The organism is Caulobacter sp. Root1455, from assembly GCF_001426905.1.
In the GTDB taxonomy this organism is placed as follows: domain Bacteria; phylum Pseudomonadota; class Alphaproteobacteria; order Caulobacterales; family Caulobacteraceae; genus Caulobacter.
Genome location: NZ_LMFQ01000024.1, coordinates 729,800 through 750,829 on the forward strand (window position 1 = coordinate 729,800; position 21,030 = coordinate 750,829).

Consider the following 21,030-nt stretch of genomic DNA (forward strand, 5'->3'; position numbering starts at 1 on the left):
CGTGGAGGAAGCCGCCTTTCGCGCCCTGCTCGCCTGCCCGGCCTGCGGGGGCGCGCTGGCGGCCGACTGGACCTGCCGGGGCTGCGGCGCGCGCTACGGCGAGGCGGACGGCGTCGTCGATCTGCGATTGCCGGGCGACGCCCGCACCGAGGCCGTCCGCGACTTCTACGGCCACGCCCCCTTCCCCGGCTATCCGCCGCGCGACAGCCTGGACGGCCTGCGGGCCCGGGCCGAGCGCAGCCCGTTCGCCCGCCTGCTGGACCGGGCCATCCCCGGCGATGCGCGGATCGTCGAGGTCGGCTGCGGCACCGGCCAGATGAGCCTGTACCTGGCCCGCGCCGACCGGCTGGTGGTGGGCGCCGACCTGACCCGGGCCTCGCTGGACCTGGGCGCCGCCGCCGCCCGGCGGTTCGGCTCAAGCAACGTTCTGTTCGTCGAGACCGACCTCAACGCGCCGGGCCTGGCCGACGGGACGTTCGACGTGGTCGTCTCCCTGGGCGTGCTGCACCACACGCCCGATCCCCGAGCCGCCTTCGCCCGGCTCGCGCGGCTGGCCCGGCCCGACGGCGGCGTGATCGTGCTGGGCCTCTACAACGCCGTCGCCCGCCTGCCCTTGCGGCTTCGACGGACCATCGCCCGCCTGACCGGCTTCCGCTGGATTCCGTTCGACCCCGTGCTGGCCGCCCGCGTCGCCGAACCCGACCGCCACGCCGCCTGGCTGCGCGACCAGTACCAGCACCCCGAGGAGCACCGCCACACTCATGGCGAGGTGCTGAAGTGGTTCGCCGAGAACGCGGTGGACTACGTCCGGGCCTATCCCAGCACCCTGATCGGCGACGAACCCGACGATCTGTTCGAACCGGCGGCCGACAACTGGGGGTTCGAGGCCTGGCTCAGCCAGCTGGGCTGGATGAAGACCCTGGGGCCGGAGGGGGGCCTGTTCGTGATGGTGGGCGCGACCCGTCCATCCTCCGCCCGCGATGGGGACGGACAGGCCACGAAACGGTCAGGTGAGGGCTAGCTTTGAATCGGCGGCAATGGTCCCCTCAGGCGCTCCGCGACAGCTTCCTGGAGGGGGAGCCGTAAGGTGCGCAACGGCGTGGAAGCGGTCATTCGCGTCTATCGGTTCACGACCTGGGGAGAGCTGCGGTGAAGACAATGGCTAAGGCCTTCACGATCTGCGCGACGTCATTGCTGCTTGCCGTCTCGTCCGGCGTCGCCGCCGCTTCGGCGCAGGCGGGCCGCGCTCAAGACGCCGGCCCGTCCGGTTTCGCGAGCGGCGCGGATGTCCAAGCTCAGCTACGCGAGATGCTCGCCGCGATGAAACCCGATCAAGGGTTCATGTGGCGCCCCTTGGTTCGCGACGGCGCCACCGTGGCGGCGATCGAAATATGGAAGAAGCCGGGCCGCCCCGCTGTTCACCCCGCCGAAGCGGAATACGCCATCGTGTTGGAAGGCTCCGGCACGCTGGTTTCGGGCGGGACCATGACCGATTCAAAGGTCAGCAACGCCAATTTGCTCGAGGGAAGCCAGATCGAGGGCGGCGCGACACGGACGCTCGGCCCGGGCGACGTCATCCTGATTCCCGCGGGCGTGCCGCACTGGTTCGGGATTACCGGCGACCGACTGGTCCTGCTGGGAATCAAATTGCCCCGCGGCAAATGACCGGTCCGGCGTGAGCGCCTTCGAACACCGAAATTGGTAGGCCTGGAGGGACTCGAACCCCCAACCAGACCGTTATGAGCGGTCGGCTCTAACCATTGAGCTACAGGCCCCCAAAGACGAGGGAGCGACGCGCGCGCCCCTTTCGGGAGGACGGGTCGATTAGCATGGGCTGCACGCGGCTTAAAGGTCCGGTTCAGGTTGAGGCTGTCAGGACTGGAACCGTCCGCCGCCGGTTACGCTTGTCGAGACTGGCGGACGGGACGATCAAGGTCGCGGCGCCTGCCCCCAGCCGCATGGAGAACGACGACTATGACCGCCCTGACGACCCGCCCCTCGCCTGCTTTGGCGGCCTCGATCGCCCTGGCCGCCGCCCTGCTGACCGGCGCGACCGCCCTGCCCGCGCACGCCGACAGCGCCGACGCGGCCTTCCGCGCCACGACGCTGAACCTGTCGGCCTCCGGCGAGAGCAAGGTGACGCCCGACCTGGCGACCATCACCCTGGGCGTCCAGACCGACGCCCCGACCGCCGCCGGAGCCCTGAGCGCCAACGCCGCCCAGATGAACAAGGTGGTCGCGGCGCTGAAGAAGGCCGGGATCGCCGATCGCGACATCCAGACTTCCAGCCTCAACGTCAATCCGCAGTACGTCTATGTGCAGAACGAGCCGCCCAAGCTGAACGGCTACCAGGCCAGCAACCAGGTGACGATCCAGGTGCGCGACCTGACCAAGCTGGGCCAGACGGTCGACGCCACGGTCGGGGCCGGGGCCACCAATGTGGGCGGGATCAGCTTCGGCCTGCAGGATCCCAAGGCAGCCGAGGACGCGGCGCGGCTGGACGCGGTCAAGGCTCTGCAGGCCAAGGCCGACCTCTACGCCCGGGCCACCGGCTACAAGATCGTCCGCCTGGTCAGCCTGGGCGAAGGCGGCGGCTACACCCCCTCGCCGCCCCCGATGCCGATGTACGCCATGGCCAAGCGCGAGATGGCCGACAGCAGCCCGGTCTCGGCCGGCGAGCTGAAGGTGCGGATCGACGTCTCGGCGACGTACGAACTGGCGAAGTAGTTCATCGCGATCCCTCTCCCCTTGCGGGAGAGGGTGGCCGCCGTAGGCGGTCCGGTGAGGGGTTGAAGAACGACACAGCCGCGACCAGTCGAAAGACCGGACGCGGCTTTTGCTTTTGAGAGACCCCTCATCCGTCGGCTGCGCCGACACCTTCTCCCACAAGGGGAGAAGGACTTTACAGCCCCGCCTTGGCGAACGCCTCTTCGACCCGTTCGCCCACCTCGCGGCCCGGCAGGGCGCGTTCGCCCTCCATCACCGCGACGTAGGACAGGCCGTGGTCCGGCTTGCCCGCGCCGACCGGCACCGGGCCCATGGCCCAGCCGACGGTGTTGACGCCGGGGCCCGACGGACAGCTGACGAAGCGGGCCGGCTTGCCGACCGCGCCCTCGAGCACGGTCTGGGCCGTGGTGGTGGTCCCGCCGCAGGTGGGCAGGTTGCGGGCGCAGGTGATGTAGCCGCCGCCGGTCCAGACCACCTTCCCGGCCTTGTCGGCCAGAAGCACGCAGGTGTTGGGCCCGCCGATGGCGCGGCCGACGGCTTCGGACAGCTGCTGCTCGTCGACGTCCTTGGGCAGCTTCGGCGAGCATGCGGTCAGGGGGGCGGCGAGGACGAGGCCCGCCGTGATCAACAGAACGGCGGAACGACGCATGCTCAGGCGGCCTTCTTGATGCGGTTGCCGTCTTCCAGCAGCACGACGGTCGGGGCGTAATTTCGGGCCTCCTCGGCCGGCATCTGGCAGTAGGTGACGACGATCACCGTGTCGTTCTTCTGCACCAGCCGGGCGGCCGCGCCGTTGACGCCGATCACCTTGGAGCCGCGCGGCGCCTCGATGGCGTAGGTAGTGAAGCGGGCGCCGGTGGTGATGTTCAGCACGTCGACCTGCTCGTTGGGCAGGATGCCCGAGGCGTCCAGCAGGTCGCGATCGATGGCGATCGACCCTTCGTAGTCGAGGTCGGCCTGGGTGACGGTGGCCCGGTGAAGCTTGGCCTTCATCATCGTCAACAACATGGTGGCGAAACCCTATCCACTTGAAACATATTGGGATTTACCGGGTCGTCACACACGTGACCCGTGATCAGTCACGGCCATATAGCCACGAAGCGCCGTCCGTTCAATCGCTCCGCGACCATGGGCGGCAAAGCGCCCCGCGTCGAACAATAGTTAACAGCGACGCTTGGGCGCCCTATGGTCCAGATAACGGCGTGATGCGAGGGGGCTTTCATGCGACTGCTGACAGGCTTGGTGCTGGGTGGAATCCTGGCCGCGGGAGCGTTGGGCGCGGCGTCGTCGCAGACCCGCGCCCCCACCACCGCGGCGCCGGCCGCCGCCCCCGCGACGAACCGCACGACCGACATCCTCAAGCTGATGCAGCAGGCCGCCGACGCGGCGGCCAAGGCCAAGGCGGCCCAGGCGCGGGCCGACGCCGCCAAGGCCGAGGCCGACAAGCGCGCCGCCGAGGCGGCGGCCAACACCGGCGCCCAAGCCGCCCAGGCCGAGGCCGACCGCAAGGCCGCCGAGGCGAAGGCGGCCTCCGACCGTCAAGCCGCCGCGGCCGCCCAGGCCGAGGCCGACAGGCGCGCCGCCGAAGCCAAGGCCCAGCGCGCCGCCGCCGCCGGCCGCGGGGTCGACTGGCCGGCCGCCATCGGCGGGGTCCGGGCCAGCGGCGGCGGCGAGGGCCTGGCTCCCAACCTCAACCGCGCCGCGGTCGACAAGACCAAGGTGCCGATCCTGCTTCCCACCGACGCCAAGCTGATGGCCGGGGCGCGGATCTATTCGTTCGGCGACTATTACACGATCACCGCCGACGCGCCGGGCGCGGGGATTTCGCTCAGCGGCACGACCGCCGTGGTCCCCCTGCCCGCCGGAACGCCGCTGAAGATCACCCCGATGGGGCCCGAAGGCGCGACCTCGCAACGCACGGTCGACGGCCAGCTGATCAGCTTCGTCCGCTACGGCGTGCTCTACACGGTCGAGGTGCGCTGCGACGCGCCGACCGATCCGCGCTGCGTCGACGACAACTATGCGCGCGGCCTGGCCGCCAAGACCACCACCGTGGTGATGGGCGCCGCCGCCCGCGCCGCCGCCGGCCTGGGGGGCTGAGCCGATGCGCAAGCTGCTGATCCTCTCCCCGCTGGTCCTGGCCCTGGCCCTGGGCGCCTGCGACGACACGACCAAGCCGGCCGCGCCCGGCGGCGAGGTCAAGACGCCCGCCTCGCCCGCGCCCGGTCCGCCGACGCCCGAGGACGAACCGTCCGACGGCGGCGCCGAACAGCCGGCCAGCGAGCCGGTCCCGCCCGCGCCCGGCCCGCCGGCCCAGCCGCCGACGCCTCCCGCCCCCTCGCCCGCGACGTTCAACCACGGCGCGCCGGGCGACATCCCGGCCGGCCAGGGCCACGGCTATCTGGACCGCACGGTGTGGTCGCCGGCCATGTGCTGGCCGCTGCAGGACGACGCCTACGCCAACTCCCAGGTCTATGGCCACGGCGGCGGCATGGGGCCGGCCGGCACCAGCCAGTGCGACAGCGTCAACTACAGCCTGCCCTGGCACGACACCTTCTGCGAGGCGCGCTCGCGGGACAATCCGCTGTGCGCCGGCGGCGGCACGGGCCACCAGGGCCAGGACATCCGTCCGGGCACCTGCAAGAAGAACCTGCACTGGGCGGTGGCCGCCGAGAGCGGCGTGATCACCGACGTCGGGACCTACACCGTCACCCTGACCGCCTCGGCCGCCCCGCACCGCACCTATCGCTACCTGCACATGCAGATGGCGGCCCTGGCGGTGCATGAGGGCGACACCGTCGTGGACGGCCAGAAGCTGGGCAAGGTGTCCAACGACTTCGGCGGCACGCCGACCACCATCCACTTGCACTTCGAGCTGCGGGCCGGGGTGGCGGGCGTGACGACCGACGGCAAGCCGGTGGTGCTGCACACCTTCCTGCCGCCCTATATGAGCCTGGCCGAGGCCTATCAGCGCAAGCTGAACGGGGGGACGTGCTCCTAGGCCGTTCGCGCCCTCAGGAACGCCGTCATCTCGCTCAGCACCGGCGCCTTGCCGCGCAACGGCCGCGACAGGGCCAGCACCGTGTCGGCGTGGTTCAGGCCGGCATAGTGACGCTCCTCGACCGTGACGCCCTTGGCGCGCAGGGCCGCGGCCAGGGCCCTGGTGTTGCGCGGCTTGACGGTGGTGTCGCCGTCGCCGGTGGCCAGGAAGGCGGGCGGACTGTCGGCGCGGGCGTAGGCGCCCGGCTGGGTGGCCGCCAGGTCGGGGAATTCGCCGAAGGTCCGGCGGGTGACCGGTCCGTCCAGCGGCAGGAAGTCGTAGGGCCCCGACAGGCCGGCGAAGGCGCGCACCACCGCGGGATCGACGCCGGCGGTTTTCAGATAGAGGTCGTCCAGCGCCAGCATGGCGGCGTTGTAGGCGCCGGCCGAGTGGCCGATCAGCACGACCCGCCCCGGATCGCCGCCCAGCGCCGAGGCGTGATCCACGGCCCAGCGCACCGCCAGCGCCCCGTCCTCGACGAAGCCGGGATAGCGCACCGCCGGATAGAGCCGGTAGTCAGGCACCACCGTCAGGAACCCCTGGGCGGCCAGGGCCCGGCCGACCCAGCCGTAGTCCTGCCGCCGCCCGGAATCCCAGGAGCCGCCGTAGAAGAACACCGCCACCGGCGCGGGGGCCGTCTCGCGTCTCGGCGCGTACACGTCCAGGGCCTGCCGCTCCAGCGCGCCATAGGCCGCGCCCCGCTCGCGGGTGAGGGCGGCGTCCTTGGGTGTGAAGGTCGCGAACAGCGACAACGGCGAGCAGGCCGAAAGCATCGATCCCGTCAGGGCCACCAGGCCGGCTCTGCGCGTCATCGATCCGACCATGCGTTCTCCGGGCGCCCGCGGCGGGTCCTACAGCTTGTAGCCGCCCGCCAGGATCTTGGCGTGGACGGCCTTGGTCAGCTTCACATAGCCCTTGTTCGGATCGCGGAAATATAGCGGGTCCTTGATCCTGGCCGGGTCGAAGCCTTCTTGGACCAGGTCGATCTTGCGGTACTTGAAGGTGCCGGTGGTCTCGATCTCGGGCTGCAGGCGCACGAAGATCGGGCGGGCGTAGACCGGCAGCTCGCGGTCGACATATTCGGCCAGGGCGGCGATCTCGAACTCGGGCTCGACCACCAGCGAGGCCATGCCCGCCTTGCCGTCCAGCTCGCCGATCGTCACGCCGTAGACATTGACCTCCTTGACGCCCGGCACCGCCGAGAGGCGCTCGGACACCTCGCTGGTGGCGACGTTCTCGCCCTTCCAGCGGAAGGTGTCGCCGATGCGGTCGACGAAAAAGAGGTAGCCGTCGCTGTCGCTCCGCATCAGGTCGCCGGTGCGGAACCAGGAATCGCCCTTCTCGAAGACGTCGTGCAGGATCTTCTTCTCGGTGGCGGTCTTGTCGGCGTAGCCGGTGAAGTTCGAGCGGGCGTCGCTGGCGATATGGCCGATGCACTCGCCCACCTCGCCCGGCGCGGCCTCGACGCAGCAGCCGTTGGGGCCGCGCACCGGGGTCTCGGTCTCGACGTCGAACTTGACGATGCGGATGTTGAAACGCTTGCGCAAATAGCCCGGCACCCGGCCGATGGCCCCGCGCCGGCCGTCGAAGTTGAACAGCGAGACGTTGCCCTCGGTCGCGCCGTAGAACTCCAGCACGCCGCCGACCCTGAAGCGGTCCAGCATCACGTCCCAGACGTCCGGGCGCAGGCCGTTGCCGAAGATCAGCCGGATCTTGTGGGCGTGCTCGCTGGGCGTCTCGGGATGGTTGGCCAGATAGCGGCACAGCTCGCCGATATAGACGAACATCGTGCAGTCGTTGGCGACCACGTCGTCCCAGAAGGCGGTGACCGAGAACTTCTTGCGCAGCACCACCGCCCCGCCGTTCATCAGGGCCGCGCCCATGGCGCAGAGGCCGCCGGTGGCGTGATAGAGCGGCAAGGTCACATAGATGCGGTCGCTGGCGCGGGCGTCGGTCGAGCCGGCGAAGCCGCGCATGTACAGCTGGGCGCGCATGTGGGTGATGCGCGCGGCCTTGGGCATGCCGGTCGTGCCGCTGGTGAAGATGTAGAGCGCGGTGTCCTTGGCGGTCAGGCCGGCGCGGGCGGTCAGGCGGTCGGGCCGCAGTTGGCTGCAGCTCTTCAGCGCGTTGGCCAGATCGCGCTGGTCGCCTTGGGCCGGGCCCAGGACCCACTGCTGGACATGGCGGTTCAGCAAGCCCTTGACCTGATCGAAGCAGGGCGAGGTCTCGGGATCGACGATGCAGTGCAGGGCCTGGGAGATATTCAGGCAATGGGCCAGGGCCGGGCCGGTCAGCTGGTTGTTGATCAGGGCTGTGGCCACGCCGACCTTCGACAGGCCGTACCAGATCGCCAGATATTCCAGGCGGTTGGGCATGAACAGCGACACGGTCTGGCCGCGGGTAATGCCCTGCCCCTTGGCCCAGTGGGCATAGCGGTTGGCGATCGCGTCCAGCTCGGCATAGGTGACCGACTTGCCTTCGAAGACGATCGCCTGGCTGTCGCGCCACTTGTCGACCGCCGCCTCCAGATCGTCGCAGATCAGATTATTGCTGTCCGGCGCGATGGATTTCACGCGCTTGAGCGTGCGCGAGAGTCCCTTCAGGAACTTCAACTCGCGTTTCAACCTAGCCGGCAAACTCATCGACGCACTCCGTTCAAACAACCATTGGAGAGCGGCGAGCGGCCGGTCAAGACGTGGCGGCGTCCAAGGCGGCCTGTCGGTTTGACGAGGATGAGGGCAAGCGGAAATGCACCTGGCCGCGGGTGTAATCCAGCGCCACGGATTCGAAGACGTCCAGGACGTCCACGCCGATCAAAATCGCCGGCTTATCCACTAGGCCCCAATACTCGAAGGTATGAACCGGCCCGAAGACCACCGGCACGTTGCCCAGTTTCAGGTTGCCCAGCTCCAAGGACTTGAGCGCGGCCAGGCGTCCCTGCAGAACCTGACCGGTCACGCTGAGCAGCTGAATGTCGGCCCAATCACGACTGGCCGCGTGACGCCGCTGCGTCTGGTTCATCAGGGCCAGGTTGCCGACCGTGGTGGTCGAGCCGGTGTCGAGAAAGGCCATCACCGAGGCGCCGACCACCGAGGCGTCGATCAGGTGCAGGCCGCTGCGTTGGGCGACGACCGGGACGGTCACGCTGAGCGAATCGCTTCGATTGACGACCGAGCCCAGCCGCATCTGCCTGCGGGCGAAGTCGAGCACCAGGCCCTGGGTTCCCAGCCAGTCGAGGCCCAGCACGCCGGCGCCGCGAATATAGCGCTCGGGCAGGACCGACATCCGCATGCCGCGACGCGTGCGCCGCCCCACCGAGATCCTGTCCACGCCCACGGTCTCGACCAGCTCGGCGCCGGCGATGCTGTGGAAGGTGACCGGCTCTCGCCGCGGCAGATCCAGGCTGGCGGCCAGTTCCTTGGAGATCACCGAGGCGTTGGCGCCGGTGTCGACCAGGAAGGGATAGGGTCCCGCGTCGTTGATCAGGACCTGGACCGTCAGTCGGCGGTCGACCGAGGTCTTGGTCGTTTCGACCAGCGGACCCCGCTGCGGATCGGGCAGATCGCGCGCCAGGGCGGCGGCGGGCAAGGCGGTCCCGAGCCCCAGGGCCAACATGGCGGCCAGTCGCCGCCGGGAAAGCGCAGGACTGTCCATGGCGCAGCCTCCTTCCAAGGGAAGGAGGCTATACCCCGTTTGAAACCTTAGCCAGGACTTCGAAGACCGGCGTTATCCGGTGGCCAGGCGACGCTGATCGTCGCGCGCCGACTTCAGCTTCTCGGCCACCAGGAACGCCAGCTCCAGGGCCTGCTCGCCGTTCAGACGCGGGTCGCAATGGGTGTGGTAGCGGTCGGCGAGATCGCCTTCCGACACCGCCCGCGCACCGCCCAGGCACTCGGTGACGTTCTGACCGGTCATCTCCAGGTGCACGCCGCCCGGGTGGACGCCCTCGGCGTTGGCGATCTCGACGAAGGACTTCACCTCCGAGAGGATCCGGTCGAACGGCCGGGTCTTGTAGCCGGTCGAGGCCTTCAGCGTGTTGCCGTGCATCGGGTCCGTCGCCCAGACCACCGAGCGGCCGGCGGCCTTGGTCGCCCTCATCAGGCGCGGCAGGCGGTCGGCGATCTTGTCGGAGCCGAAGCGGCCGTACAGGGTCAGGCGGCCCGGCTCGTTCTGCGGGTTGAGCACGTCGATCAGCCGCAGCAGGTCGTCGCCTTCCATGGTCGGACCGCACTTCAGGCCGATCGGGTTCTTCACGCCGCGCATGAACTCGACGTGGGCGCCGTCCAGCTGGCGGGTGCGCTCGCCGATCCACAGCAGGTGGGCGCTGGTGTCGTACCAGTCGCCCGAGGTGGAATCGACGCGGGTCATGGCTTCCTCGAAGCCCAGCAGCAGGGCCTCGTGGCTGGTGAAGAATTCGACCCGACGCAGGTCCGGCTGGGTTTCCGGCGTGACGCCGACCGCCGACATGAAGGTCAGGGCTTCGCTGATCTTTTCCGACAGCTCGCGGTATCGCGCGCCCTGCGGGCTGTCGCCCACGAAGCCCAGCGTCCAGCGGTGGATGTTGTAGAGGTCGGCATAACCGCCGCTGGCGAAGGCGCGCAGCAGGTTCAGCGTCGCGGCCGACTGGCCGTAGGCGCGCAGCAGACGATCCGGATCGGGGATGCGGTCCTCGGCCGTGAACTCCATGCCGTTGATGTTGTCGCCCCGATAGGACGGCAGGGTCACGTCGCCGATCGTCTCGATCGGTTCCGAACGCGGCTTGGCGAACTGACCGGCGATGCGGCCCACCTTCACCACCGGCTTGCCGCCCGCGAAGGTCAGCACCACCGCCATCTGCAGGATCAGACGGAAGGTGTCGCGGATGTTGTCCGCGTGGAATTCCTTGAAGCTCTCGGCGCAGTCGCCGCCCTGCAGCAGGAAGGCGCGGCCCTCCGCCACGTCGCCCAGGAGGGTCTTCAGACGGCGCGCCTCACCGGCAAAAACCAGCGGCGGCATCTGACGAAGAGTCTGTTCCACACGGTCGACCGCACCCGCATCCGGGTAATCGGTCGGGACGTGTTTCGCAGGCATGGCTCTCCACGACGACGGGGTCCAACGGCTGGTCATGACGGTCTCGAACTTCTCAAAAGGGAGCGGCTTTTATCCTGACCGCCATGGAAAGGCAAAATCATTGCGACGAAAGGGGGAAATTTAGCCCAACGGGGTAAGTTCGTCCAAGTCGCTCCATTCCGGCTCGGCGACCGCGCGGGCCAGGCCGCAGGCGATCAGCGTCAAGGCGCCCAGGGCCAGCCACCATTCCTGCCATACCCCGAAGCTCACGCCGCCGATCACCAGATAGCTGACAAGGGCGGCGGCGGCCATGGCCGCCTCGGTCCGCGACCGTTCGCTGAGCCGCGCGATCCCATAGGCCAGCCAGCAGAAGAACACCCCCCCCAGGGCCGCGCCGATCGCGCCCAGCTCCAGCCAAAGCTGAAGCTGGGCGTTGTGGGTGTGGAGCGGGATAGCCGGGCCGAAGGCGCGGCTGGCGTCCAGCCCCCATCCCCGGAAAGGATGGTTCTGAACATGGTCGGCGGTGAAGGTCCAGATGTTCAACCGCGAGTCCCACGAAGCCGGCGCCAGCTTGTGCAGCCAGGCGATGAAACCGGTCTCGACCCCGACCAGCATGGCCAGGGGGGCCAGCACGAACGGCGCGGCCACCAGTCCGACCAGCACCTTGGCCCCCGTCTGGCGAAAAGCGTACACCAGCAGCCAGGCCAGCCCGCCCGCCGCCAGGGCGACGAGACAGGCGTCCGAACTGCAGATCACCGAGGTGACGATCAGTCCCGCCGCCAGCAACCAGATCAGACCGCCACGCGACAGTCGCGACAGGATCAACGCCGCCGGCCAGAACAGAAGCGCCATGACGTAGGTCGACAGCGAGACCTTGACCATCGCCAGGTCCGGCCGGATGGCCTCGCCGGTCACCTCATGGAGTTTCTGGTAGATCGCCGCGCCGCTCAGCGAGTCCAGCGCAGCGACCACGGCCAGCGCCACCGTGCCGTAGGCCAGCACCGTCGCCGCGCGCCGCGCTCCGGCGTCCGACAGCCCACGCAGGGCCACCACGGCGGCGCCGTAGGTCGCCAGTTGCAGGAACAGCTTCAAGGCGGTCAGGCTCTCGATGTCGCCGTAACCCTTGAGCTTCGCCAGGTCGATCACCGCCGGGCTCCAGGTCGTGCTGACCGCCGCCCACAGGGCCAGGACCAGCAGGATCAAGAGCGGCGGAGCGGCCGAACGGGTCAACCTCAGCCCCGGCAGGGCCAAAAGACCGGTCAGGGCCAGCAGCGGCGCGAAGCCCAACGGCGCCAGATAGGCCAGCAGCGGCGTCATCACCACGACGAAGATCGCGACTCCGCTGAGCCAGGGCGTGGGTCGCGCGGCGGCGGCGTCTCCTGACGCGCCGCTTGGGGCGTCGGGCTCGAACGAGGACGTCACGGTCATACGGTTCCCATTTCGGACGGCACGTACTTCTCGCGCATGGTCACAAGCTCCTCCGCCAGGGTCGGGTGGACCGCGCAGGTGGAGTCCCACTGCGGTTTGGTCACGCCCAACTTCACCGCGATGGCGGCCATCTGGATGATTTCCGGCGAGTCCGGGCCGACCACGTGCACGCCGACCACCTTCTGGTCGTCCTGCTTGACCACCAGCTTCATCAGGCAGCGATCCTGGCCGCCGTAGAAGACGCTCTTCATCGGTCGGAACACGGCGCGATAGATGTCGACCTTGCCGAACTCATGGCGCGCTTCCGCCTCGGTCATGCCCACCGTGCCGACCGGCGGCTGCGAGAACACCGCCGAGGCGACCATGTCGTGGTCGAAGCTGGTCGGATTGTCATAGAACTCGGTCTGGGCGAAGGCCGCGCCCTCGCGGATCGCCACCGGCGTCAGATTGATCCGGTCGGTGACGTCGCCGACCGCCCAGATGTTGTCGGCGGTCGTCTTGGACTGCTCGTCGACCACGATCGCGCCGCGGTCGTTGAGCTTCACGCCGACCTTGTCCAGGCCCAGCCCCTCGACATAGGGGTCCCGCCCGGTGGCGAACATCACCGCGTCGGTCTCGAACGTCAGGTCGTTGGAGAGCGTGCTGAGCAGGCCGTCGTCGGTCTTCTCGATGCTTTTGTGCGCGCAGCCCAGCACCACCTTGATGCCGCGCTTCTCCAGCTCCTCGGCCAGGTGCATGCGCACGTCGTCGTCGAAGCCGCGCAGGATGTTGGCGCCGCGATAGAGCAGCGTCGTCTGCACGCCCAGGCCGTTGAAGATGCTGGCGAACTCCACGGCGATGTAGCCGCCGCCGACCACCATCACCCGCTTGGGCAGGGTCGGCAGGTGGAAGGCCTGGTCCGAGGTGATGCCCAGCTCGGCGCCCGGGAAGTCCGGTTTCCAGGGCCGGCCGCCGGTGGCGATCAAGATCTTGCGCGCGGTGTAGCGCCCGGCGTCCTTCGATCCCTCCTTGGGCAGCACCTCGACGGTGTGCTTGTCGACGATCTGGGCGCGGCCGTGCAGCAGGTGGGCGCCGGCCTTCTGCAGGTTGGTGACGTAGATCCCCGACAGGCGGGCGATCTCGACGTCCTTGTCGTGCAGGAAGCCCTTCCAGTCGAACTGAGCCTCGCCGATCGTCCAGCCGTAGCCCTTGGCGGTCTTCAGCTGGCTGGTCACCTCGCTGGCGTAGACCATGAACTTCTTGGGCACGCAGCCGCGGATCACGCAGGTGCCGCCCACGCGGTATTCCTCGGCCACGGCGACCTTGGCGCCGCTCATCGCGGCCAGGCGCGCGGCGCGCACGCCGCCCGAACCGGCGCCGATGACGAAGAGATCGAAGTCGTACTCAGCCATACGGGCGCTCCGGAATCACGTAGTCGGGTCGGGCTCGGCTTGGCCATGAGCCCGGAAGACGGCGGATATGGGTCTAGGGGACCAGCTTGACCACCCCTTGATCGGTCCCCAGCAGAGCCTCGTCGGCCAGGTCGAGGAACAGGCCGTGGTCGACCACGCCGGTCACGGCCTTCAGGGCCGCGGCCAAGGCGGCCGGTTCGGCGATCACGCTGGACGGCAGATCGTAGATCACGTTGCCGCCGTCGGTGATCACGATTCCCCGGTCGGCCATGCGCAGGCGCGGCGGCAACAGGTCGAACTCGGCGGCGATGTCGGCCAGCCGGTGGCCGGTGTGGACGTGGCCGAAGCGCACCACCTCGATCGGCAGCGGGAACCTGCCCAGGGCGTCGACCTTCTTGGCGGCGTCGGCGATCACCACGCAGCGCTTGGAGGCCTCCCAGACCAACTTCTCGCGCAGCAGGGCCGCGCCGCCGCCCTTGATCAGGTCCAGGCCCGGGCCGACCTCGTCGGCGCCGTCGACGGTCAGGTCGATGGACTTGACGTCGTCCAGCGCCGCCAGCGGGATGCCCAGCTCGCGGGCCAGGTTGGCGGTGGCCTCGGAGGTCGGCACGCCGCGGATGTCCAGCTTGCGCGCGGCCAGGGCCTTGACGAACCAGGCCGCCGTCGAGCCGGTGCCCAGGCCCACCACCATGCCGGCCTCGACCAGCTGCGCCGCCGCTTCACCCGCAATCCGCTTCTGATCGTCGGCGCTCATCACTTGTCCTTCCCGGCTTTCTGGGCCGTCTTCATGGTCCGGAACTTGGTCGCCCAGCCCGACTTGTCGCCTTGCGGCGCGCGGCTCAGGGCCAGGGCGCCGTCCTCGACGTCCTTGGTGATCACCGAGCCGGAGCCCGTCATCGCCCCCTCCCCGACCCGCACCGGGGCCACCAGGGCGGTGTTGGAGCCGATGAAGGCGTTCGCGCCCACATGGGTCTCGAACTTGTCGAAGCCGTCGTAGTTACAGAAGATCGTGCCGGCTCCGATATTGGCTTTTGGGCCAATCGAGCCGTCGCCCAGATACGACAGGTGGTTGGCCTTGGCCCCGGCCCCGACCTTGACCTTCTTGACCTCGACGAAGTTGCCGATGTGGGCGTCCGGACCGATGTCCGCGCCGGGCCGCAGGCGGGCGTAGGGACCGATCAGGGCGCCTTCGCCGACGGTCGCGCCTTCCAGGTGGCTGAACGCCTTGATCACCGCGCCGGACGCGACGCTGACGCCGGGTCCGAACACCACGAACTGCTCGACCGTGACGCCGGGCGCCAGCTTGGTGTCCCAGCTCAGGTGCACGGTGTCCGGGGCCGGCATGGTCACGCCCTCGACCAGCAAGGCGGAACGGCGGGCCGCCTGCCACACCGCCTCGGCGGCGGCCAGTTCGCCCTGGGAATTGACGCCCTGCACCGCCGCCTCGGGGGCGAAGGCGGCGCGCGTCGACAGCGCCCGGTCATGGGCCAGGCCGACCACGTCGGTCAGGTAGTATTCCTGGTTGGCGTTGTCGTTGCCGACATTGGCCAGCAGGTCGAACAGCAGGGCGCGGTCGGCGGCCAGGACGCCGGAATTGCAGTGCTTGACCTGCTTGACGGTGTCGTCGGCGTCCTTGGCCTCGACGATCCGCAGCAGCACATGGCCGGGGGCCAGGATCAGCCGGCCGTAGGCGCCGGGGTTGGCGGCCTCGAAGCCCAGCACCGCCACGTCCGCGCCCTTGGCCCGCAGGTCGAACAGCGGCTCGATCACCGGGGCGCTCAACAGCGGGCAGTCGGCGAAGGTCACCACCACGTCGCCGTCGAAGTCGGCCAGAGCCTCGCGGGCGGCCAGCACGGCGTGGCCGGTGCCCTGGGGCGGATCCTGCAGCACGGTCGCCCCCTCGCCCAGGCGCTTGCGGGCATGGTCGCCGACCCGCGGGCTGTGGGCGCCGACCACGACGACGATGCGCTCGCAGTTCAGGGACTGGGCGGCGTCGATCGCGTGATCCAGCAGGGTCCGGCCGCCGATCCGGTGCAGCACCTTGGGCGTCGGCGACTTCATCCGCGTGCCCTGGCCGGCGGCCAGGATGACGGCCGCGCGGGGACGCGCCGGACCAGACCCAGAACCCGGCAGGGGCGACGAAGCGGCGTTGGACATGGGCGAAGCGACTCCCGAAGCACGGACCAAAGTTGCATTAGCCGCGCGTTTAGCCGAAAGGCCAGAGTCATGCATGCCCAGAACGACATTCTCGCGGCCCCCATCCCGAACGAAATCCTGAACGGCGCCACGATCGCCTTCGATCTCGACGGCACCCTGGTCGACACCGCTCCGGACCTGGTGGCCTCGCTGAACATCATCCTGGCCGAGGAAGGCCTGCCGCCCCTGCCGTTCGACGACGTGCGCAAGATGGTCGGGCGCGGCGCCAAGGCCCTGCTGGAGCGCGGCTTCGCCGCCGCCGGCGCGCCGCTGGACGCCGACCAGGCCCCGCTCCTGGTCGAGCGCTTCATCGCCCTTTATCTGGGCCGCATCGCCCACGAGAGCGCGCCCTTCCCCGACGTGGTCGACACCCTGATCGCCCTGCGCGCGGCCGGCGCCAAGCTGGCGGTCTGCACCAACAAGCTGACCCACCTGTCGGTCGCCCTGCTCGACGCCCTGGACCTGACCCGGCACTTCGACGCCGTGGTCGGCGCCGACAGCGCCCCCGCCGCCAAGCCCGACCCCCGCCACGTGCTGGCGACGATCGCGGCGGCCGGCGGCGATCCGGCCCGCGCCGTGATGGTCGGCGACAGCATCAACGACGCCCTGGCCGCCAAGGCCGCCAAGGTGCCGACCCTGCTCGTCACGTTCGGCTACACCGAGGCTCCGGTCGAGACCCTGGGCGGAGATCTGTTGATAGACGCCTTCTCCGACGTCCCTTCCGCCTGCATCGCGCTTTTGACCTCTTGCGGTCCCGGAACGACCGGGCTATAGGCCCGTCCCTCTCGCGGCGAGGTCTTCGGATCTCACCGACACGGCGGATGCTTAGCTCAGCGGGAGAGCACCTCGTTCACACCGAGGGGGTCACAGGTTCAATCCCTGTAGCATCCACCATTTCTTCTCCGACGACCTTGAAACTTGTTTTGAACGGCGGGCGGCGTGCGCCGTCGGCGCGACGCCTGTAGAATCGCCGCCGGGTGGGGCGATCGCCGCGACCGGGCGCGAGGCCATGCTCGCCGCCGTCCCGGCCACGGTCCGGCGCTGAAGCGACAAGCCGTTCGAGCGATGGGATATAATCAACCATAAGTCGTACCCATAGACTTGCTCGTCCGCATCTTGCGCGACAGCGGATTCGGGCGCTCTTTAGGGTCACGCTTGGGGGGACTGAGCATGACGCCTGGAATGCCGAGCCTCGTCGTCGCGGCGGCCGCGGCCGGCCTGCTGTCCTTTGCCGTCGCCGAAGCTCAGATCGCCCGTCCTGTTCCCGTTCGCCCGCCCGTCGGCGGATTCAATCCCGGCTTGCCGCCGCGCTCCACCGGCGACCTCAATGGCCCGCTGTCGCGGCAGCCCGCGGGAACGGCCCCAGGGCTGGGCGCGCCGACCGGAACGCCCACGACGTCGGGCAACATTGGCTCTGGCGAGAGCGTCCCCGGCGTCAGCGGCGAGACGGTCGCCGAACAGCCGCTCGACGAGACCGCCGCCGAGGCGATCATCGACGAGTACCTGAGCCGCCAGGACCTGATCGCCGCCCTGCCCGCCGTCGAAAAGGCCCGGGCCATCCGCCGTGACGGAGACTGAGGCCTTGCGCGCGACACGCCTTCTTTCGGTCGGTCTGATCCTGACCCTGGCGTTCGCCCCGACCGCGGGCCAGACCCGCGAGGACTCGCCGGCCTTCGCCCTGGGCAAGAGCATCGCCGAATCCGCCGCCCTGATCGGGGCCGCGGCGCGGTGGGGGCCGGGGCCGGTCGTCGTCTACAAGACCTGGGACTTCATGGTCGATGTCGGCGAGGCCGGGGTCGAGGCGGAAGACCGCACCCTGGGCGCCCAGTTGGTGGTGGTCGGCGAGGCCGGTCAGCGATTGGAGGACCTGAAGGCCGAGGGCCGCGACCTGCGAACCGATCCCGAGGCCATCCAGGCCATCCAGACCCTCGACGCCCTGCGCGCCGACATGGGCTCGGGCAAGGAGGGCCTGGGCTACGTCGCCTACGCGGTCGGCCGCAATCCCGAATACGCCTTCGGCCGCCCGGGCCTGGGTCTGGTGCTGAGCCTGGCCGTGGGTCATGTGCTCGACCGCCTGGGGCTGGACAGGCTGCTCAAGCGGGTCCTGCCGGTCGACCGTCTGGTCCGCGCGACGCCCGGCGGTCCGGCGCCACGCGGGGGCGCGCTGCGGTTCCTGGGCTGGAGCAAGATGGCGACCCGCAAGGCGGCGGCCGAAAAGCTCAAGCGCGACGCCGTCGACTCCGCCGTCGAGCAGGGACTGGACGCGGCGCTCGACACGGCCGAAGCGACGGTCCGCGAGACCCTCTACAAGAAGGCCTTGAACGCCGCTCCGCCGCGACCGGTGGTGCGCAATGACGCCGAACGCCTGCAGGCCGCCCGCGCCGTCCTGGCGCCGGTCGCCGCGGCCCCGATCGTCGCCCAGGCCATCCCGGTTCCGGCCCACGCCCTGCCGCCGCCCGTCCCGGCCGCGCCCCTGGCGGTCAATCTCTATGTCGATCCCCGCTATCTGGAGCAGGCCGTGGCCCGCGACCCCGTGCGGCGGGTGATCCAGGCCGAGGATCGCTGGACCCCGCCGTCCCGCGAACCCGCGCGCCAAGCCGAACCCGAGGCCACGCCGCCGCCCCCGCCGCCCGAACCGCCGTCCCCCTCCGAGTCGCGGTGGAAGCACGACTGGGGCTGCGCCGGGGCCGGGGTCAAGGCCGGCTGCGACTGGCCGCCGGGCCAGGGCAATTCGTGGGACGGCCAGAAGGGCAGGACCCTCAATGACTAGGTCCAGGAACGCCCGCGGACCGTGGACCGTGATCGGCGTCGTCGTTCTGGCGGCGGCGGCGGTGTTCGCGGCCCAGGTCGTGTTCACCGCCGCGGCCGAGCGCAAGGCCATGAGCGTGGCGGCGGCCAGGATCGTCTCGGTGCGCCACTATGCCGGCCCGCTGGCGGTCGAGCGCCTGGGCCGCCTGGGCCGCGACTTCGACGCCACCGCCTCGGGAACCCTGATCCTGCGGGTCGAGCACGGCCTGGTCGCCCTGCGGCCGGACGGCGGAGTCGACGCCCTGCCCGCCAAGGGACCGACGGCCGACAGTTTCGCCCTGGACACCCAGGACAACCTGCTGACCGTCGCCGGCGGCTATTTCGGGCGGCTGACCGAGGCGGGCGAGGCCCAGCCCGCCGTGCCCCTGCCCTATGACGACGCCCGCCTGGCCCGGTCGATCCATCCCGGCGCGGTCTATCTGTTCGGCGGCGGGGGCGGCGAGCAGCGGCTGTACCGCTTCTGGGACACCGGCAATTTCGAGGTCCTGCTGGCCTCGCCGACCCCCATCCTCGGCGTCACGGACACCGCCCAGGCGGTCTATGTGGCCGGCGCCGATCGCGTCGTTCGGCTGGACGGCCGCGGGGCGGTGACGGTGTTCCGGATCCCGCCCGGGGCGGGGCTGGGCCCGATCGTCTCGGTGGCGGCGACCGCCGGCGGCCAGGTGCTGGTCTCGACGGCGAACCAGGTCTTCGCGATCGGCGGCGGGGCGGCGGCGACCGTCGTCAACGACAGCGGCGGCGAACTGCGGGCGCGCGGCGACCGGGTCTATGTGCTGGATCGCACGCGGGGCCTGATCTACGCGCTCGACCCCGCCCCTTGGCCGGCGGCCAGGAAGGGATGACCGGCATGGCGGCGCGCAAGAGCCCGGTGGGCTGGATTCTGCTGGTCCTGGCGGTGGTCGGCGCCGTCGTCTGGTTTCGTAGCGCCGCCAACACCCCCCTGCCCGTGGACCGGGCCATCGCGCGCGGCCAGGTGACGGTGTCGTTCGCCGCCGCCGACGCCGCCCATTCCACCCTGACGATCACGCGAGCGGGCGCCGACGGAGCCCTGACGGTGGTCGTTCCGGCCGGCGCGCCGATTTACAGCGCCGCCGCCGGCGACCAGCGCCTGGCCGTGGCCCGCACGGTCACCGTCCGCCTCGCCAAGGGGCAGTCGCAGGCCAGCGTCGCCCTGGAGACCTATTGCCTGGATCAGTTCGCCCTGCAGCCCACGCCGACCACCGCGCTGTCCTTCTCGCCGCCCAGCGACGGCACGGTCGTCGAGGAGACCGAGCCGCTGCGCAAGCTGATCGCCTGCCTGGACGGCTCGACCCAGCCCCACGACGCGCGGCAGTTCGCGGTGTGGATGGTGTCGCAGAACTATCTCGACCTTTCCTACGCCCAGGCGCGCGGCCGGATCCGCGAGGCCTATCGCCAAGTGCTCGACGACCAGGCCCGGACGGCGCTGAACGGCGCGGTGCGCGATCAGGTCGCCGCCGCCCTGCCGGGCGCCTCGTCGGCCGACATCGACGCCGCGGTGACCCGCATCGGCGGCCAGCGCCTGGCCGGCAAGCTGGACGCCCGGGCCGAGCGGATGACCGCCGCCGACCTCAAGGGCTTCCTCGGCGGCGGGGCCCAGGCGCTGGAGAGCTGCGGCTACCAGACCCAGGTCCTGGAATTCTTCAAGGACGCTCCCAAGGCGAGCGCCTGAGAGACGAGGTGCAGTTCAGAGTCCGCGTTCCCGACACCGCGAGCGGCCCGAACCGGACCGCCGCGCCACAACAAAGGTAAGACAAGATGATCCCTTCGACTCGCCGCGCTTTTGCCGTTTCCGTCTTCGCCTTGACCACCGTCCTGGGAACAGCGGCCTACGCCGCCGATCCGCCCAGCGGCCAGCAGATCACCAGGGAAGAGGTCAAGGCCGCCGAGAAGGCCTGGGGCGACGAGCTCGTGAAGATCTCCGAGGCCTATGACGAGGGCGACATCGACAAGGCCAGGCCGCTCGCCATCTCGATGATCAACAGGCTCTACGGCTACAATCTCGGACCGGTGCTGTTCAAACCGACCTTGACCCAAGAGCCCCAGACCTTCCGCCTGACCAAGGAGGGCGCCCTGGCCTATTTCATCGGCCATGACTCCAACTATCCCGACACCGGCTTCGCGCTCAAGCACTGGCGCATGGTGGTGGTCGACGACGTCGGCCTGCAGATCAACGGCGCCGTGGCCAACACCATGGGCAAGGTCACGTTCTGGGACAGGGACAAAAAGCCCACCACTGTCGACAAGACCTGGACCTTCAAGAAGGACGACAACGGCGTGGTGCGCATCATCCTGCACCACTCCTCGCTGCCCTACACCGGCCCGCCGGAGCCCTGCCCCTGTCGCCCCTCTGATCCCGTCGCCCATTGATCC

General features: G+C 69.9%; 21 protein-coding genes and 2 tRNA genes. 12 read left to right on the plus strand and 11 right to left on the minus strand.

What is annotated here, in order from left to right; genetic code table 11:
• Position 1 precedes the first annotated feature (1 nt).
• Together ASD21_RS21055 and ASD21_RS21060 are read left to right on the plus strand one after the other, a co-directional pair.
• Positions 2-1,021: a class I SAM-dependent methyltransferase gene (locus ASD21_RS21055; RefSeq protein WP_082554865.1), complete on the plus strand. Its 1,020-nt coding sequence runs from the start codon at positions 2-4 to the stop codon at positions 1,019-1,021.
• A gap of 137 nt (positions 1,022-1,158) precedes the next feature.
• Complete coding sequence (locus ASD21_RS21060; protein ID WP_082554866.1) at positions 1,159-1,665, plus strand: cupin domain-containing protein; 507 nt, start codon at positions 1,159-1,161, stop codon at positions 1,663-1,665.
• A 34-nt stretch (positions 1,666-1,699) separates the two neighbouring features.
• Here ASD21_RS21060 and ASD21_RS21065 read toward each other — a convergent pair.
• Positions 1,700-1,775: transfer RNA gene (locus ASD21_RS21065), tRNA-Ile, on the minus strand.
• A gap of 199 nt (positions 1,776-1,974) precedes the next feature.
• Between ASD21_RS21065 and ASD21_RS21070 the strand changes: the two genes are divergently transcribed.
• Positions 1,975-2,727, plus strand: a complete 753-nt coding sequence (locus tag ASD21_RS21070; protein ID WP_056446039.1) for an SIMPL domain-containing protein — start codon at positions 1,975-1,977, stop codon at positions 2,725-2,727.
• Positions 2,728-2,902: 175 nt separating this feature from the next.
• Here ASD21_RS21070 and ASD21_RS21075 read toward each other — a convergent pair whose 3' ends face one another.
• Positions 2,903-3,376, minus strand: a complete 474-nt coding sequence (locus ASD21_RS21075; protein WP_056446041.1) for a hypothetical protein — start codon at positions 3,374-3,376, stop codon at positions 2,903-2,905.
• Between the two features lie 2 nt (positions 3,377-3,378).
• Positions 3,379-3,735, minus strand: a complete 357-nt coding sequence (panD, locus tag ASD21_RS21080) for an aspartate 1-decarboxylase (RefSeq protein WP_029915369.1) — start codon at positions 3,733-3,735, stop codon at positions 3,379-3,381.
• Positions 3,736-3,948: 213 nt separating this feature from the next.
• Between panD and ASD21_RS24920 the strand changes: the two genes are divergently transcribed.
• A complete protein-coding gene (locus ASD21_RS24920) occupies positions 3,949-4,827 on the plus strand; it encodes a hypothetical protein (RefSeq protein WP_235524929.1) in 879 nt (292 codons plus the stop codon).
• Positions 4,828-4,831: 4 nt separating this feature from the next.
• Entirely contained in the window at positions 4,832-5,728 is an 897-nt protein-coding gene (locus ASD21_RS21090; RefSeq protein ID WP_056446044.1) for a M23 family metallopeptidase, read from the plus strand.
• Here the strand turns inward: ASD21_RS21090 and ASD21_RS21095 are convergent.
• The 8 genes from ASD21_RS21095 to glmU all read right to left on the minus strand — a co-directional run bounded on the left by ASD21_RS21095 (position 5,725) and on the right by glmU (position 15,792).
• Positions 5,725-6,579, minus strand: a complete 855-nt coding sequence (locus ASD21_RS21095; protein WP_235524930.1) for an alpha/beta hydrolase — start codon at positions 6,577-6,579, stop codon at positions 5,725-5,727. The genes ASD21_RS21090 and ASD21_RS21095 overlap by 4 nt on opposite strands.
• A gap of 39 nt (positions 6,580-6,618) precedes the next feature.
• On the minus strand, positions 6,619-8,409 hold the full coding sequence (locus ASD21_RS21100) for a long-chain-acyl-CoA synthetase (RefSeq protein ID WP_056446050.1): 1,791 nt from the start codon (positions 8,407-8,409) through the stop codon (positions 6,619-6,621).
• Between the two features lie 46 nt (positions 8,410-8,455).
• The gene (locus tag ASD21_RS21105) at positions 8,456-9,421 is read right to left on the minus strand and encodes a retroviral-like aspartic protease family protein (RefSeq protein WP_056446054.1); all 966 of its coding nucleotides are present in this window, start codon (positions 9,419-9,421) and stop codon (positions 8,456-8,458) included.
• Positions 9,422-9,493: 72 nt separating this feature from the next.
• The gene (locus ASD21_RS21110) at positions 9,494-10,873 is read right to left on the minus strand and encodes a class II 3-deoxy-7-phosphoheptulonate synthase (protein ID WP_056446057.1); all 1,380 of its coding nucleotides are present in this window, start codon (positions 10,871-10,873) and stop codon (positions 9,494-9,496) included.
• 84 nt (positions 10,874-10,957) lie between these two features.
• Positions 10,958-12,244, minus strand: a complete 1,287-nt coding sequence (locus ASD21_RS21115; RefSeq protein WP_082554867.1) for an O-antigen ligase family protein — start codon at positions 12,242-12,244, stop codon at positions 10,958-10,960.
• On the minus strand, positions 12,241-13,635 hold the full coding sequence (gene gor / locus ASD21_RS21120; protein ID WP_056446059.1) for a glutathione-disulfide reductase: 1,395 nt from the start codon (positions 13,633-13,635) through the stop codon (positions 12,241-12,243). The genes ASD21_RS21115 and gor overlap by 4 nt, the downstream gene beginning before the upstream one ends.
• Positions 13,636-13,708: 73 nt before the next feature.
• Positions 13,709-14,389: a ribose-5-phosphate isomerase RpiA gene (rpiA, locus tag ASD21_RS21125; RefSeq protein ID WP_056446062.1), complete on the minus strand. Its 681-nt coding sequence runs from the start codon at positions 14,387-14,389 to the stop codon at positions 13,709-13,711.
• Positions 14,389-15,792 (minus strand): bifunctional UDP-N-acetylglucosamine diphosphorylase/glucosamine-1-phosphate N-acetyltransferase GlmU, encoded by a 1,404-nt coding sequence (gene glmU / locus ASD21_RS21130; protein WP_056446064.1) that lies wholly within the window; start codon positions 15,790-15,792, stop codon positions 14,389-14,391. Before glmU ends, rpiA begins: the two co-directional genes overlap by 1 nt.
• A 69-nt stretch (positions 15,793-15,861) precedes the next feature.
• Between glmU and gph the strand changes: the two genes are divergently transcribed.
• From gph to ASD21_RS21165, 7 genes are all read left to right on the plus strand, one after another.
• Positions 15,862-16,605 (plus strand): phosphoglycolate phosphatase, encoded by a 744-nt coding sequence (gene gph, locus ASD21_RS21135; RefSeq protein WP_056446067.1) that lies wholly within the window; start codon positions 15,862-15,864, stop codon positions 16,603-16,605.
• 45 nt (positions 16,606-16,650) lie between these two features.
• Positions 16,651-16,725: transfer RNA gene (locus tag ASD21_RS21140), tRNA-Val, on the plus strand.
• 288 nt (positions 16,726-17,013) lie between these two features.
• On the plus strand, positions 17,014-17,409 hold the full coding sequence (locus tag ASD21_RS21145) for a hypothetical protein (RefSeq protein ID WP_056446069.1): 396 nt from the start codon (positions 17,014-17,016) through the stop codon (positions 17,407-17,409).
• A 4-nt stretch (positions 17,410-17,413) separates the two neighbouring features.
• Positions 17,414-18,601 carry a hypothetical protein gene (locus ASD21_RS24145; protein ID WP_056446072.1) on the plus strand — a complete coding sequence of 396 codons (1,188 nt, stop codon included), beginning with the start codon at positions 17,414-17,416 and terminating at the stop codon, positions 18,599-18,601.
• Positions 18,594-19,481: a hypothetical protein gene (locus ASD21_RS21155; RefSeq protein WP_156390824.1), complete on the plus strand. Its 888-nt coding sequence runs from the start codon at positions 18,594-18,596 to the stop codon at positions 19,479-19,481. The genes ASD21_RS24145 and ASD21_RS21155 overlap by 8 nt, the downstream gene beginning before the upstream one ends.
• Before the next feature lie 5 nt (positions 19,482-19,486).
• Positions 19,487-20,329 (plus strand): hypothetical protein, encoded by an 843-nt coding sequence (locus tag ASD21_RS21160; protein ID WP_156398443.1) that lies wholly within the window; start codon positions 19,487-19,489, stop codon positions 20,327-20,329.
• Positions 20,330-20,460: 131 nt separating this feature from the next.
• Complete coding sequence (locus ASD21_RS21165; RefSeq protein ID WP_235524931.1) at positions 20,461-21,027, plus strand: hypothetical protein; 567 nt, start codon at positions 20,461-20,463, stop codon at positions 21,025-21,027.
• The last annotated feature ends 3 nt before the right edge of the window (positions 21,028-21,030 follow it).